We start from the raw sequence: 14,660 nt of genomic DNA, 5'->3' as shown, positions 1-14,660 counted from the left end.
GGTAGCGGCGGAGGGGCGGCAGAGTACACCTCCACTCGTACGGTGTCGTCGTTTCACCTGATGTACACGAAGTACGCACAGTCAGTCACGACTTCGGAGGCGCGTCAACACCGCGGGGGCGAAAGGATGTTGCGGGAGCCGACGGGCGGTCCCGCGTCCGGGCCCGCTCTCCGGGCGCGCCGGGACTCCCCGGGCGGCCGGGAGCCGACGCGGCTCAGGCCGCCGAGGCGAGGCGGAACATCATGCGGCCGAAGCCGACCTGGTCGCCGTCCTTCACGACGGACGCGCCGATGACGCGCCGGCCGTTGACGGTCGTGCCGTTGGTCGAGCCGAGGTCGCGCAGCACCCACACACCGCCCTGACGGCGCAGTTCGGCGTGCACCCGGGACACCGTCTCGTGGTTCAGGCGCAGTCCGCTGGCGGGGTCACGGCCGATGCGCAGCGGGTAGGCGTCGCCCGGGGCGGGCAGTTGCAGTTTGGGCAGCCGCTCGGCCTGCCAGGCGCGGCGCAGCCGGACCGTGAAGCCGGAGACGGCCTCCACCGTGCCGAACACCGCCTTCGACCAGCGCCGCCCGGCGGGCTCGTCGCCGTCGGGCAGGTCGGCGGTGAGCACGGCGAGTTCCTCGGACCGGCGGGCGGACAGGACCAGCTCCATCCGGCGGACGAACGTGTCGTGCGAGAGGCGGCCGAGCGCGACGCCGTCACGGAGCGACTTGAGCGCCCGGTCGCGCTCCGCGTCGGACAGCCGCGCGGGATACAGGGGGAACTCGAAGGACGACGTCACGTTCGTGATTGTCGGCCAGTAACGACGGGGTGTCCAGAAGACCCGGAAACGGCTGGTGGGACCGGGTGCGGCCGTTCGCGCGACCGAAAGGCGGGAGACACGCGGCAAAAGGGTGGATCCGTAAGCGAATTGATCTCCCGTGGAGCACCATGGACGGGCTGGGTCACTGCGAGCCGACAAGGGGGAAGCGTTCATGCGATTCGAGGTGTGGGCACCACGGGCCGACCGGATGACGCTCCATTGCGACGGTGTCACGAGCGCGTTGGACCGTGACGCCGTGCGGGCCGGATGGTGGACGGGCGAGGCGGAGGCGACGGAGGGGACCCGGTACGGGTTCGCGGTGGACGACGGTCCCGTCCTGCCCGATCCCCGTTCGCGCCGCCAGCCGGACGGCCCCGACGGACTGAGCGCGGTGGTCGACCAGGGGCGGTACGCGTGGCGCGCCGACTGGCCCGGACGTCCGCTGCCGGGCGCGGTCCTCTACGAGCTGCACGTGGGTACGTACACGCCCGAGGGCACCCTGGACGCGGCGGCGGACCGGCTCGGGCACCTGGCCGAACTGGGCGTCACGCACGTCGAGTTGATGCCGCTGTGCCCGTTCCCCGGCCGGCACGGCTGGGGGTACGAGGGGGTCTCCCCGTGGGCCGTGCACGAGCCCTACGGCGGCCCCGAGGCGCTGAAGCGCTTCGTCGACCGGGCGCACGAACTGGGCCTCGGTGTCGTCCTGGACGTCGTGCACAACCATCTCGGCCCGTCCGGCAACCATCTGCCCGCGTTCGGGCCCTACTTCACGGACACCCACCAGACGCCCTGGGGTTCCGCGGTGAACCTCGACGCGCCCGGCTCGGACGAGGTGCGCGCGTACCTCGTGGGCAGCGCGCTGGCCTGGCTGCGCGACTACCGGCTGGACGGGCTGCGGCTCGACGCGGTGCACGCGCTGCGGGACACCCGGGCGGTGCACTTCCTGGAGGAGCTGTCGGCGGCCGTGGACGCGCTCGCCGGCGACCTGGGCCGGCCGCTCTTCCTGATCGCCGAGTCGGACCTCAACGACCCGCGGCTCATCACCTCCCGCGAGGAGGGCGGTCTCGGGCTGCACGCGCAGTGGAACGACGACTTCCACCACGCGCTGCACACCACGCTGACCGGCGAGGCGCAGGGCTACTACGCGGACTTCGCGCAGGCCCCGCCGGCCGCGCTGTGCAAGACGCTGACGTCGGGCTTCTTCCACAACGGGACCTGGTCCAGCTTCCGCGGGCGCCGTCACGGCCGCCCGCTCGACCGCGCGCGGGTCTCGGCGCAGCGGCTGCTCGGCTACGCCCAGACCCACGACCAGATCGGCAACCGCGCCCAGGGGGACCGGCTGTCGGCCGCCCTCTCCCCCGGGCTGCTGGCCTGCGCCGCCGCGCTGACGCTCACCGCGCCGTTCACGCCGATGCTCTTCATGGGCGAGGAGTGGGGCGCCTCGACGCCCTGGCAGTTCTTCACCGATCACACCGACCCCGAGCTCGCGGAGGCGGTACGGCGGGGCAGACGGCGGGAGTTCGCGGCGCACGGCTGGGCCGAGGAGGACGTGCCGGACCCGCAGGACCCGGCGACCCGGGACCGCTCCTGCCTCGACTGGTCGGAACCCGGCAGGGAGCCGCACGCGCGTCTGCTGGCCTGGTACCGCGAACTGATCGCGCTGCGCCGGAGCCAGGCCGACCTCTCGGACCCCGATCTCGCGGCGGTCAGGGTCGCCCACGACCCGGGGGCCCGCTGGATCGCCGTCCGGCGCGGGGACGTCCGGGTCGCCGTGAACCTCGGCAAGGACCCCGCGGCGATTCCCCTCGGCATCCGCCGCGCGCGCGTCCTCGCGGCCTGGGAGCCGGTCGAGGCACCGGGAGCGGACGGGACGCTGCACGTGCCGGGCGAGTCGTGCGTGGTGCTGGCCCAGGCGTGAGGGTTCACCCGCGGCCGGGTCGCGTCCGCCCGGCCGCGCGCCCCTACGGTGCCTCGTCCGGTCCTTCCCGCAGGTCCGTGACCCGCTCCAGCAGGATCGACTCCCAGGCACGCCCCAGCTGGGCCTCCAGGAGCGGAAGCCGTCCGGCATCGCCGCCGTGGAGGCGGCCGGCGAGCCGGACGACGGTGTCGCAGCGGGCGAGCCACAGGCCGCGCAGGCAGGGGCGGGCCCCGTAACCGGCGAGGGTGGCGGCGCGTACGGCCGCGGGGGCGCCGACGGCGACGGCCAGCCCGGCGATGTCCTCGGCCGGGTCCCCGATCACCGTGCCGGTCCAGTCGAGGACGCCCCGCACCCGTCCGTCGGGGCTGACCACGAGGTGTTCGCCCAGGAGTCCGTGGTGCACGAGGACGGCGGGTCCGGTCTGCACGCCGAGCTGGGCGGCGGCGGGCGCGGCGAGCTGGTCGAACCGGGCGGGGTCGAACTCCTCCGCGGGAAGGCGTCCGGCGGCCCGTACGGCGGCGGCCCGCAGGGCCTCCAGGGAGCGCGGCGGGGTCCGCGGCACCCCGAGGGTCTCGGCCTGCCGTACGGGGACCTCGCGCAGCCCGGTCAGCAGGTCCGCCAGGTCGGCCTCGCCGAGTGCCGAGACGGCCTGTTCCTCGGCGGAGACGCCGGGCACCTTGGTGTCCAGGGTGTAGCTCAGCCCGCTCGCCCACTCGCCCCGCGCGACGCTCATGGGAACGGCGCCCCCGACCAGAGGGCGGACCAGGTCGCGCAGTCGCAGCTCACGGCGCTGGCGCAGGGATGCCTCGCGGTCGGGGGCGAGCCTCAGCACATGGCGTCGGCCCACCCACCAGGTGAAGTGCCCGCCCCGCTCGCGGACGGGCCGCACCTCCGGTCCCGGACCGGGCGCGGTGTCGTCGGAGAGCAGGGAACGGACCAGTGCGCGGACGGTCTCGGGGGTGGGTTCCGGTGTCGGTGTCGGTGTCGGGTTCATGGTCGCGCCCTTGTCGTCCGGGGGCGGGGGCGAAGGGGTCGCCGCGCGGTCTGCGGGCGCACGTCAGTCGACGATCACCATCTCGCGGGAGGTGTCGTTGAGACGGCGTCCGCCGTCCTCGGTGACCGTGACGATGTCCTCGATGCGGACCCCGAAGCGGCCGGGCAGGTAGATCCCCGGCTCCACGGAGAAGCACATGCCGGGGACCAGGGGCTGTTCCTCGCCCTCGACCATGTAGGGCGGCTCGTGGGTGGTGACGCCGATGCCGTGCCCCGTGCGGTGGATGAAGTGCTCGCCGTACCCGGCGGCCTCGATGACGGCGCGGGCCGCGCGGTCGACGTCCTGGCAGGCGGCCCCGGGCCGCACGGCGCGGAAGCCGGCCTCCTGGGCCTCGCGCACGATGTCGTGGACCTTGCGCTCCTCGTCGTCCGGCTCGCCGACGTGGACCGTGCGGGAGGTGTCGGATCCGTAGCCGTCCTTGAGGCCGCCGAAGTCAAGGACCACCATGTCGCCGTTCTCGATCACGCGCTCGTCGGCCTCGTGGTGCGGGTTCGCGCCGTTGGGACCCGAGGCGACGATGGTGAAGTCGACCTGGGAGTGCCCGAACCGGCGCAGCAGCTCGGCGAGGTCGTGGGAGACCTCCGACTCCCTGCGGTCCGCGAAGCGGACCTTGCGGATCTCCTCGAACGCCTGGTCCGCGGCGGCTCCGGCGGCCGCGAGCCGCTCCAGTTCGGCCTCGTCCTTGACGGCCCTGAGCATCGGCAGGACCTCGGTCAGGGCCGAGTAGCGGGTCGCGGGGAGCAGCTTCTGGAGGCCCAGCAGGTGCAGGGCCCAGCCGTTGTCGCTGATGCCGAAGCGGCCGGCGCGGCCCATGAGGGGTTCGGCGGCCGCGTAGGGGTCCGTGCCGTCGGCCCAGTCGTGCAGGGTCAGCGCGGGCGCGCCGGCCGACTTGGCCGCGTCGGGCGCCTCCAGGACGGGCACGACGAGGGCCGGGTCCTGTCCGGCCCGCAGCACCAGCAGGGTGAGCCGCTCGGTCTCCACCGGGCGGTACCCGGTCAGCCACACCAGGTCGGGCCCCGGCGCGACCAGGACTCCGTCGAGCCCGGCGTCGGCCGCGGCCTCGGCGGCGCGCCGCATACGGGCCTCGTAGTCGTCGGCGGTGAAGGGCGCGGGTGTGGCGGCGGTCATCCATGCCTCCGTGTGTCCGGAGTTCCCCCAGAGGGCTACGGCAGCATCCTGCCCCTCCGGTGGGGTGTGCGCGAGCCGGTCGCGCCCGCCCCGGGTCAGCCCTCCAGGGCGAGGCGGGCGCCCAGGAGCAGCAGGACACCGCCGGAGACCTGCTCCAGGCGCCGGCGCACGCCCGTCCGGGACAGCACGGACTTCATCCGGCCGACGAACCACACGTAGACGCCGTAGTACCCCACCTCGTAGACCGCCCAGAGCGCGGCGAGGCCGAGCATGGCGGGCAGGTGCGGGGCGCCCTCGGGCACGAACTGCGGCAGGAAGGACATCGCGAAGACGGCCGCCTTGGGGTTGGCGAGGTTGAGCAGCAGCCCGCCCCGGTAGGACGCCCAGGCGCTCTTCTCCGCGCTCTCCCAGCCGCCGTCGGCGCTCTCCTTGGAGCGGCGTGCCTGCCACAGCGTCTGGACGCCGAAGCCGACGAGCACGACGGCGCCGACGACGCGCATGATCCCGTACGCCATCTCGGAGGCGGCGAGCAGGGCGGTGAGGCCGAGAGCGGCGACGGCGCCCCACAGGAAGACGCCCGTCTCGTTGCCGAGCACGGTCATGAAGCCGGACCGCCTGCTGCCCAGGGACCGTTTGATGATCAGGACGGTGCTCGGTCCCGGGGAGGCCGCGATCAGGGTGCAGGCGCCGAGGAAGGCGACGAGGGTGCTCAGCATGCGGCCATCGTGACCGGCCGCGGCTCCGTTGACCAGCCCCTTTTCCCCGGAGATCGACGAAAGGGGCCCGTACTCGCGGGACGGCCCGGACCGGGGCGCCTCAGGTCGCGGTGCCGGGGACCGCGGACAGGTGCCCGCGTCCGCCGTCCGCGTGGCGCACGCGCAGGGTGACCTCCCGGCCCGGCCGCGCGTCCGCCACCGCGCGCGCGAGGTCGGCGGCCGAGGTGATCCCGGTCCCGTCGAGGGCGAGCAGGACGTCGCCGCGTACCAGGCCCGCGCTGTAGCCGGGACCGGGGAGGTGCACCCCCACGATCAGCGCGCCCCCGCCGCCGGGGGCGTCGACGGCCTCGATCCCGAGGGTTCCCCGTGCGGCCGGCCCCTGGGAGTCCTCCGGCCGGACCGGACCGGCGCCGCCGGACCCCGCCGTGGAACCGGCGGCCCGCGGCTCCGCGGACCCCATGGACGGCGGCACCGCGGGCGCGGTGGGCCGTGCCGCTCCGGACCCGGCGGACCGCGCCGCCGCGGGCCCGGCGGACCGCGGCCCCGCGGACCGTGGTGTTCCGGAACCGTCCGGCCGTCGCGTCCCGGGGCCGGCGGAGGGGTGCCCCGGCAGCCCGGCCGCGGCGGCCTCCTTCCTCAGGTGCGCCAGTCCGTGCACGCCGATCACGGTCGCGCCCACCGCGCCGAGCCCCGCGCCGGACAGGACGAGGACCACGGCGGCCGACACCCCGAGCAGCAGGGTGACCGGTCGCCGGCCACGACGCCGCGAGGCGCCCGGGGACCGGATTCCGGCGGGTGGACGGGCACTGTCCGTGGGGCGGGGGCCGCCGCCCGGCTCCTGGCCCGGCATCGGTTTGGGACGCAGCGCGGTCGGTTCCATGGGTCGCCTCCGGCAGGTGTTCTACGGGCCGCCTTCGGCTCTTGCCCTACCCCTCGCCACCGCCCGCGACGATCCCCCAACGAGTGAGACTGCGGCCCCCGTTCACCGGAAAGGTGATACGGCGGTCCCCGTTCCCGGCGGGGCCGGCGACGGGGACGGCCGGGACCGCCTTCCCGCGCGGGAAGGCGGTCGGGTCCCTCGTCGGTGCCGGCCGTCAGACGGGCTGTGCCCGCCGGGCCACGGGCGGCGCGGGCACCCGGTCCGGTACGAAGCCGTGGGCACGCCGGGCCAGGTCGGCCGCGCCGTACCGGTGGCACTCCCGGTGCCACTTCAGGGTTCCGGCCAGCCAGTTCTCCAGCTCCGCCACATAGCCCCGCATGATCCCGCGTGCTTCCTCCGAGAGGTCGAAGTCCTCGTACAGGGCGGGCAGTTCATGGGCGACGACATGCTGGAACTGCTCCATGCGCCGGGTCATCAGGTCATGGACGACACCGAGCGCGACCGGATAGCCGCAGCCGAAGAAGTTCTGCACGACGAGGACGCCGTTGTGGATCTCTCCCTCGTACTCGATCTCCTTCTGGTACGAGAAGACGTCGTTCAGGAGCATCGCGTAGTCCATGGCCGCGTTCTCCAGCGACCGGACGGGGCCGCTGCGGCGGACCTCCGGCGGGACCGCCCGGCCGTGTCCGAGGCGGTACAGGCTCAGGGCCAGCTCGGAGCCCGAGGTGGCCCGGCGCATCTCCAGATAGTCGACCGGGTCCGGGACGCGGTTCCGCATCCGGTTGGACAGCTCCCACAGCCAGCTCTCCGTCATCGTGTCCACCGACGCGCGCAGGACGCTCCGGGCGTCCGGGGCCATCTCCGCGGTGGTGCGCCGCCACAGGTCGATCAGTCCGCGCTCCATGCCGTTGACCGGGACGGGCACCTCCTCCCCGTCGACGGGCATGCAGGCGGACAGGCGCGCGGTGGCCAGCCTGGCGGCGGCCAGGTCGCGGCCGCCGAAGTGCAGCGGGTAGCAGTCGTCGCCGTAGGTGACCCAGGCCAGCCACTGCGAGCCGAGGTCGAGGGCCTCGGGCGTCGCGTCGGGTTGGGTGCCCGCGGCGCGGAGCGGCAGGTCGTGGGCGACGAGCTTGTCCTCGTCCCAGACGCCCTCCTGGAGCATGCCCATGGCGCGCGTCCAGGCGCCGAGACCCTCGCGGGCACCCGCGAGGTGCGGGCTGAGGGTGACCTCGAACGGCATGTGGAATTCGGGGAGTCTGGAGGGTCCGACCTTCTGGAACGGGACGTGGGTGTACGCGCGCAGCCGTTCGGCCCCGGCCGCGGAGAGCAGTGCCCCGACGTCCGCGGCGGACGTGCCGGATCCGCTCGGGCCGAAGGGCCGCGCCTCCTCGGTGACGCCCTCGTTCATGTAACGGCTGGAGCGCAGGTGCCATTCGTGTCCGCCCGCCTGCCAGTCCTGGAGGCCCCGCGTGTACGCGGCGACGGCACCGGCCTCCGCGGGGGTGAGCCCCTTCTCGAGGGCCAGGGCGGGCACCTCGGTGAGCGCGGTGTGCTCGAACTGGTGGAGCCGTGAGGTGAGTACGTCGTTGACGGTCTCGGCGGCCTGCTGGGTCGTGCAGCCGAAGAACGCCTCCAGGACGAGGACGCCGTTGCTGAGTTCGCCCTCCTCCTCCACCTCCCGCTGGTAGGAGAACAGGTCGTTGCGCAGGTGGACGCCGTCGGAGAACGTCTCCATCAGGACGCGCAGCGGCCTCGACCCCGCGACGGACGCGGGTACTTCGCGGGTCGCGTACTCGACGAGTCCGGCCGACCAGGGGGCGCCGCCCACCTTGCGGCGCATCTCGATGTACTCGACGGGGTTGGCGATCCGCCCCTCGTCGATGTTGGACAGCTCCCACATCGACTCGTTGAGCAGGTGCTCGGTGGAGACGGCGAACCGCCCGCGCCACTGCGCGGACATCGAGGGGACCGTGCGCGCCCACAGGTCGGCGAGTCCCGCCTCGACGGGGTTCTCCGGCTCGGGGACGGGGGCCGACGGGTCGAGCGGCATGAAGAGGGGCAGCCGGTCCAGGTAGGCCCTGCCGCCGACGCGGTCCTGGGTGCGCTTGAAGGTCTCCAGGAAGTGGTCGTCGAAGAAGAACACCCACACGTACCAGTCGGTGATGAGGGAGAGGGCCGGTCCGTCGCAGTCGGGGTGGGTGTAGGCGCACAGCAGGCCGTAGTCGTGGGCCTCGAGGTCGGACTGCTCCCAGATGCCCGAGCCCTCGAGCATGCCCATGTCGCGGGCCCACGCGCCCGAGTGCGCCCTGGCCTCGTCCAGGTGCGGGTTCAGCCGTGCGGCGTACGGCATGTAGAAGTGCGGGAGTCGGAACGGCTGCGTCATGGCCGGGCCCTACCCAGGGCCCCGAAGGCACATCCGCGGGCCAGGACATGATCACACCATCGCGTGAACCGGTCCGGAAACCGCGCGCGACGACGCTCCTGCCCGTCCGGTTCCCCGGCGTCCGGGCCGGCCGTCGGCCCGGACGCCGGGGCGGCCGTCCGGTCAGCCGCGTCTCGCCTGGATCAGCGCGTGGGTGCCGCCGGTGCGCCAGCGGTCGCCCTCGGCGGCGTCGAGGGCCGCCTCGACGGCGGGGGCGATCCCGACGACGACATCGGACTTGAGGGTCCGCAGCGTGGCCACCGGACCGGGGAAGCGGGCGGTGGCGGCGGCGAACGGGGTGGTGGCGGGGTGGAGCCGGTCGCCGATGAGCCGGCGGTAGTTCAGGTCGCCCTTCAGCAGGGTCACGTCGGCCGCGGCGAACTCCCGCCGGAGGTCTTCGGGCAGATCGGTGTACGGCAGCGGGCCGCAGGAGAAGGGGTGGGCCCGGACGGTGAGCCGGCCCTCGGACATGGCCGCCCAGAGACGGTTGCCCGCCTCGCCGGCCGCTCCCTTCGCCGCGGTCAGCCGGCGCAGGGCGTCCAGCACGTCCGCCGCCGTGGCGTCGGACACGTAGTACGGGTACGGCTTCACGTGCAGGACGGTCCGCCCGGCCCGGCCGTGCCGGAGCAGGTGGTCGACGAGGAGCAGGTCGGGAACGAGTTCCCGGCCCGCGTTGTCCGCGACGAGACAGAGGGTGCCGCCCGCGAACAGGGAGCGCAGCACTCCGGCGTCGTCCGCCACGAGCCGGGACCCGTCCGCCGTCCCGCTCCCGGTGCCGGACAGCCTGAACCCGAGGTCGGCACGGTTGCCCCACAGGGAGCCGTGCAGCAGCGCCTCCTCCTGTTCCCCGGCCGGCCGGTGAGCGAGGTCGTCCAGCGCGGCGAGTTCCTCGTCGGCCTCCGGGGTGTCGAGCTCGGCGAGCTTGAAGGGGCGGAAGGGGTCGATGCCCTGCCAGGGGCCGGGCGTGAAGTAGCCGACGGCTTCGAGGAGCTTGCGGTAGAAGTAGCTCTCGGCCCACAGGAAGGGCACGTCGAACCAGGACCGGCCGTAGTGCTCCCGGCCGCCCCAGGCGTCCCACCGGGCACGGTCCGCGGCCGGCTCCGCGAGCGGTTCGACGACCCCCTCGGCGCAGTTCTCGAGCAGGGCGTCGAGCGCGTGGCGCTGCCCGGGACCGTACGGGAAGGCGTCCCGCACCTTCCGGACGATCGCCGGGTGCCGCTCGGCCAGCACGCTCCAGGGGAACGAGCCCCGCACCGAACTCACGACCACCGGGGCGGCGTCGGGACCGGCGGCGAAGGGGGCGGGGTCGACGGGATCGCGCATGCGGCTCACCGTACCGGCTGAACAGAAGGGGCCGTCCGACGCGGTGCGCGCCGGACGGCCCCTCCCCCCGTAGAGCTCAGCGTTCTGCCTAGGTCGGTCGGCTTCGAGCTGTCGTCCGCCCCGGTGTCCTGCGCGATCCGGTCCGGGACACGGGACGCGCAGCCGCCGTCGGCGGTCGCGCTGAACGATAGGCGGGCGGCGGAGCACGGGGATAGCGGGAAAACCCTCGATCCGGCCGGTGTCCGGCCCTAGCCCGCCGGCGGTCCGGCGAAGTGGTTCCGTTTCGCGCGGATTGCGGATCGGGCTGAACGCCCCGCGCCCCGGATCCGTATCCCCCCGTACCCCGTGCGAGGAGTGCGTCCCGGCCGCGCACGGGGGCACACCGCTTCGCCCACGCATCGAGGAGACGTCCCGGATGACCGCCTACCGCACCGCCACCGCGGCCGCCGTCGCCCTGGCGGCGCCGCTGCTGCTCACGACGTGGGCCGCGGGGACGGCGTCGGCGCACGGCGCCCCGACGTCTCCGGTCAGCCGGGTGTACGCGTGCTCGCCCGAGGGCGGCAGCCAGGGCACGGCGGCCTGCCGGGCGGCGATCGCCGCGAACGGCTCGTCCTTCACGGCGTGGGACAACCTGCGGGTGGGCGGTGTGAACGGCCGGGACCGTTCGGTCATCCCGGACGGGAAGCTGTGCAGCGGGGGCCTGCCCGCCTACAAGGGTCTCGACCTGGCCCGCGCCGACTTCCCGGCGACGCGTCTGACGCCCGGCGCGTCCCTGACCATGAAGTACAACTCGACGATCGCGCACGCGGGGACCTTCAAGCTCTATCTGACCAAGCAGGGTTACAGCCCGACGCGGCCCCTGAAGTGGTCCGACCTGCCGGAGAAGCCGTTCGCCACGGTCACCGATCCTGCGCTGGTCGGCGGCGCCTACCGGATCGGCGCGAGGCTGCCGTCCGACCGCACCGGCCGTCAGATGCTGTTCACGATCTGGCAGAACTCCAGCACGACGGACACCTACTACTCGTGCTCGGACGTGGTGTTCCCCGGCGGGAGCGGAACGTCGAAGCCGGCCCGGAGCAACGGGACTTCGGCTACCGCCGCGAGCGGTTCCGCCGGCAAGGGCGCCAAGGCGTCCGCCGGGGCGACCCGGTCGGCGGCCGCGACGCCCTCTCCCACGACCGCGTCGCCCTCCGCCGACTCCCCCTCTCCCGAGGCGAGTCCGGCGGCCGGGACGGCGGACACCGATCGTCTGGCGCCCGCCGCCGAGAACACCTCGGGCGGCGGCCCCGCGCTCCCCATGGTCGCCGGGGGAGCCGGGGCGGCACTGCTGCTCACTGCCGGCGTCGCGGTGGTGCTGCGACGCCGGCAGTGAACCCGGTTCCCGTGGAGGTCAGTTGACGAACACGGCCGGGCTGCCCGCCTGGCTGGTGTCGGTCACGGGCGCGTACTTCGCGGTGAAGTAGCCGTTCGCGAAGCAGAGGGACGAGCCGGAGAACTTGGTGAACTGCTGGTTGGTGAAAGTGAGGCTGTTGTCCGCGTTGTCGGCCGTGCCGGACAGGCTCGCCGCCCGGTAGACGCAGGTCAGCGTGCCCAGCAGGGAGCGCAGCTTGACCGTGGTCTGGATGGTGGAGCCGGCGGCCGGGGTGACCGTGACGCTGCCGTCGGAGCCCACCGCGGTGCTGTAGGGCAGGTTGTCGACCGTGATGCTGGTGACGCCGAGGACGCCGACGACGTTGCTGCTGCACGAACTGGCGGTGAAGGTCTGGCCGGTGAGGGACTCCGTGGCCGTGCCGGGGGACGCCGGGTTGTCGGCGGCGGTCGCGGTGAAGGCCGAGGCGGAACAGGAGACGCCGCTCGTGCCGGTGGCGCTGGAGTAGAGCGTGGCGTTGGTGCCGCTCGCCAGCGAGGCGGTGAGGACGTCGCCGACGGCGACGGGGGTCCCTCCGGCGCTGCCGGTGGTGAGCACCGCGACGTCGTCCGCGGAGGCGGGGACGACCGCGGAGGCCGAGAGGGCCACGACGGTGCCGACGAGGGCGAGCAGGTGTCGAGTACGCATGGGGGGATGCCTCTTCTCCGATGGGGGTGTGGGTGCCTGACCGCGCCGGGGCGCGGGGGTGCGGGTCGAGAAGGTGGCGCGGGTGTGCGGGGTGGAACGGGCCGCGCGCGACGGCGGACGAGGACGCCGGTGCCCGCCCGCGGGGTGGTGCGAGGAGGGACCGCCGCCGGTCCGTGACGCCTTCTCCGTACGCCACGGGCCGACGGCGACAGCCGGGCGACCGGTACGGCCCTCGGGGGGAAGGTGACCGCGCCGGTGCCACGGGAACGGGGAACGGCCGGGGGACGCGCCTTGTCGGCGTACGTGCCGGGGCCGCTCCGGAACACGCCAGGACCGCCCCGCGCGGAGCGGGGTCCGGGAGGTGACGGGCGCGTCGGCCGACGGATCCGGCGCCACGGATCCGGGAAACAGGGAGAGTTGTAGACCTGATGAACGGTCAACGTCAAGGCGTGGCAAGGAAGTTGAAGGTCAGGGCGACGTTCCGGCCGACACGTGTTCACGGGTGAGGCACAACGGGCACGGTTTTCCCACACGCGCCTTGACCCGTTCGTGTAACCCCCGGTAACTTCCTCGAAGGCTACTGCCGCGTAACGAGAAAGCCCTTGCATCCGCCGGGAGGCGCGAGGAGGCGTGCGCGGCAGCTGCTGTCCGCGCCAGGACAACGCGCCACTGGAGCCCCACCCGCATCGACATCAGTATCGAACGTGCCCAGGGAGCAGACATGGCTTCGTCCCCGGACGCCACGGCGTCCAACGGTTCCACGCCCGAGACCCCGGAAAGCGGTTCGGCCGCCGGCGGACAGGACAGACGCGGGCGGGTCCGGCTGCGCCGCGCCGCCGTGATGGCGATACCGGCCACCGCGGTCGCCGCGGGGCTGATGATCGCGACGGCGCAGGGCGCCCTCGGCGTCCAGTTCGCCATCTCCGGCATGCCGTTCACGGTCACCGCGACCGAGCTGAACGGCACCGGCTTCGAGCAGTTCGGCGGCCTCGACAACATGGCGGAGGACAGCCCGAACGCCGGCGACACGGGCGGCCAGGTCCTCATCGTCACCTCGGCGATCAAGAACGCGACCCTCGACCACCTGTGCCAGAGCGTCGACCTGGGGGGCACGAACCTGCTCATCACGGCCGGCAGCGGCTCGGACAAGGTCCAGGCGACCGACCTGACCACAGACTCCACGGAGCTGTCCGGCAACGCCTCCTTCAACAACATCGAGATCGGCAACGACGCCAGCACGCTCACCAAGGCCGGGGTCCAGGGCCCCAAGGGCGTGTTCAGCCAGCAGGCCGACACCGTGCGCATCGCGAACCTGCGCCAGACCAACTACGCGACGACGGCCGGGGTGTTCAAGCTCCCCGGTCTCAAGCTCCGCTTCAGCGACCAAGGCTGCTGATGAGTGCCGGAGCGCGGACGGACGACTCCCGGGACCTGAGGGACGCCTTCCGGCGGTGGCGCGCGAACCGCCCCTTCTGGGGCGGGCTGCTGCTCACCCTGGGAGGGGCGGAGATCCTCCTCACCGAGAAGGCGTCGCTGAAGGTCGTCCTGCACATCGGGATGCAGGGCCTCGCGGGCTACCTGCTTCCCACCACGATGCTGCTGTGCGGCCTGCTGATCCTCTTCAACCCGGCCCAGCGCCTGTTCTACTCCCTGCTGGGCATCCTGCTGTCGCTCGGCACCTGGGTCACCTCCAACCTCGGCGGATTCTTCGTCGGCCTGCTCCTCGGGGCTGTCGGCAGCTGCCTCGCCTTCGGCTGGCTCCCCGACCAGAAGCCGCGCAGACGGCTGCTGCGACGCGAGCACGCCTGAGGGGCGGCACGGCGGGATCCGACCCCCCGCCTGGCTTGCCCCGTGCGCACCGGGAAGACGTAGTTGCCGGTACGCGCAGGGAAGTTGGCACCGCACGCATCCGGCACCGGGCGGCGCCCCGACGTGGCCGCGCCGTCGCGTAGCGTCACGGCCGTAAGCCGAATAGGGGTTCGACTGCCGGGAGGCTCCCGATGGGAAATCCACGTCCTTTGGTGATCGACGCGACCGGACGCGACATCCATGGGGAGGCCGCCCGGATCCGCGAGAGAGGCCCGCTGGCCAGGGTGGAGCTTCCCGGCGGTGTCCAGGCCTGGGCGGTGAGCGGTCCCGAGCTGCTGAAGCGGCTGCTCACCGATCCCCGGGTGTCCAAGGACGCGCGGCAGCACTGGCCCTTGATGGCGAGCGGCGCGATCACACCCGAGTGGCCGCTGTTCACCTGGGTGTCCGTGGAGAACATGTTCACCGCGTACGGCGGTGAGCACCGGCGTCTGCGCACTCTGGTCTCCAAGGCGTTCACCGCCCGCAGGACGGCCGCGCTCCAGCCGCGCA

General features: G+C 73.5%; 12 protein-coding genes and 1 pseudogene. 5 read left to right on the top strand and 8 right to left on the bottom strand.

Annotation, left to right across the window (positions count from 1 at the left end; translation table 11 throughout):
- Positions 1-214 precede the first annotated feature (214 nt).
- On the bottom strand, positions 215-784 hold the full coding sequence (locus tag CW362_RS21395; RefSeq protein WP_103551122.1) for a DUF1707 and FHA domain-containing protein: 570 nt from the start codon (positions 782-784) through the stop codon (positions 215-217).
- Positions 785-977: 193 nt separating this feature from the next.
- Here CW362_RS21395 and treZ point away from each other — a divergent pair, with 193 nt between their 5' ends.
- A complete protein-coding gene (gene treZ, locus CW362_RS21390) occupies positions 978-2,723 on the top strand; it encodes a malto-oligosyltrehalose trehalohydrolase (RefSeq protein WP_103551121.1) in 1,746 nt (581 codons plus the stop codon).
- Positions 2,724-2,766: 43 nt separating this feature from the next.
- On the opposite strand, the gene CW362_RS21385 is transcribed toward treZ, so the two are convergent.
- The 6 genes from CW362_RS21385 to CW362_RS21360 all read right to left on the bottom strand — a co-directional run bounded on the left by CW362_RS21385 (position 2,767) and on the right by CW362_RS21360 (position 10,246).
- Entirely contained in the window at positions 2,767-3,717 is a 951-nt protein-coding gene (locus CW362_RS21385; RefSeq protein WP_103551120.1) for an aminoglycoside phosphotransferase family protein, read from the bottom strand.
- Between the two features lie 63 nt (positions 3,718-3,780).
- Positions 3,781-4,905 (bottom strand): aminopeptidase P family protein, encoded by a 1,125-nt coding sequence (locus CW362_RS21380; RefSeq protein ID WP_103551119.1) that lies wholly within the window; start codon positions 4,903-4,905, stop codon positions 3,781-3,783.
- A gap of 95 nt (positions 4,906-5,000) precedes the next feature.
- Positions 5,001-5,621 carry a LysE family translocator gene (locus CW362_RS21375; RefSeq protein ID WP_103551118.1) on the bottom strand — a complete coding sequence of 207 codons (621 nt, stop codon included), beginning with the start codon at positions 5,619-5,621 and terminating at the stop codon, positions 5,001-5,003.
- Positions 5,622-5,721: 100 nt separating this feature from the next.
- Positions 5,722-6,501, bottom strand: coding sequence for a PDZ domain-containing protein (locus CW362_RS21370; RefSeq protein ID WP_103551117.1), 780 nt, complete (start codon positions 6,499-6,501; stop codon positions 5,722-5,724).
- 214 nt (positions 6,502-6,715) lie between these two features.
- Complete coding sequence (cyc2, locus tag CW362_RS21365; RefSeq protein WP_103551116.1) at positions 6,716-8,884, bottom strand: germacradienol/geosmin synthase Cyc2; 2,169 nt, start codon at positions 8,882-8,884, stop codon at positions 6,716-6,718.
- A gap of 162 nt (positions 8,885-9,046) precedes the next feature.
- Positions 9,047-10,246 carry a damage-control phosphatase ARMT1 family protein gene (locus tag CW362_RS21360; RefSeq protein ID WP_103551115.1) on the bottom strand — a complete coding sequence of 400 codons (1,200 nt, stop codon included), beginning with the start codon at positions 10,244-10,246 and terminating at the stop codon, positions 9,047-9,049.
- Positions 10,247-10,661: 415 nt separating this feature from the next.
- Here CW362_RS21360 and CW362_RS21355 point away from each other — a divergent pair, with 415 nt between their 5' ends.
- Positions 10,662-11,618 (top strand): lytic polysaccharide monooxygenase auxiliary activity family 9 protein, encoded by a 957-nt coding sequence (locus CW362_RS21355; RefSeq protein ID WP_103551114.1) that lies wholly within the window; start codon positions 10,662-10,664, stop codon positions 11,616-11,618.
- Between the two features lie 18 nt (positions 11,619-11,636).
- Here CW362_RS21355 and CW362_RS21350 read toward each other — a convergent pair whose 3' ends face one another.
- Positions 11,637-12,302 carry a Tat pathway signal sequence domain protein gene (locus CW362_RS21350; protein ID WP_103551113.1) on the bottom strand — a complete coding sequence of 222 codons (666 nt, stop codon included), beginning with the start codon at positions 12,300-12,302 and terminating at the stop codon, positions 11,637-11,639.
- A 721-nt stretch (positions 12,303-13,023) separates the two neighbouring features.
- Between CW362_RS21350 and CW362_RS21345 the strand changes: the two genes are divergently transcribed.
- From CW362_RS21345 to CW362_RS21335, 3 genes and pseudogenes are all read left to right on the top strand, one after another.
- Positions 13,024-13,698: a DUF6230 family protein gene (locus CW362_RS21345; protein ID WP_103551112.1), complete on the top strand. Its 675-nt coding sequence runs from the start codon at positions 13,024-13,026 to the stop codon at positions 13,696-13,698.
- A complete protein-coding gene (locus CW362_RS21340; RefSeq protein WP_103551111.1) occupies positions 13,698-14,111 on the top strand; it encodes a DUF6114 domain-containing protein in 414 nt (137 codons plus the stop codon). The genes CW362_RS21345 and CW362_RS21340 overlap by 1 nt, the downstream gene beginning before the upstream one ends.
- Positions 14,112-14,302: 191 nt before the next feature.
- Positions 14,303-14,660: pseudogene (locus tag CW362_RS21335) on the top strand (cytochrome P450); the annotation flags it as partial.

The organism is Streptomyces populi (assembly GCF_002911015.1).
Classification (GTDB): Bacteria; Actinomycetota; Actinomycetes; order Streptomycetales; family Streptomycetaceae; genus Streptomyces; species Streptomyces populi.
This window is presented reverse-complemented; position numbering and strand designations above follow the sequence as displayed.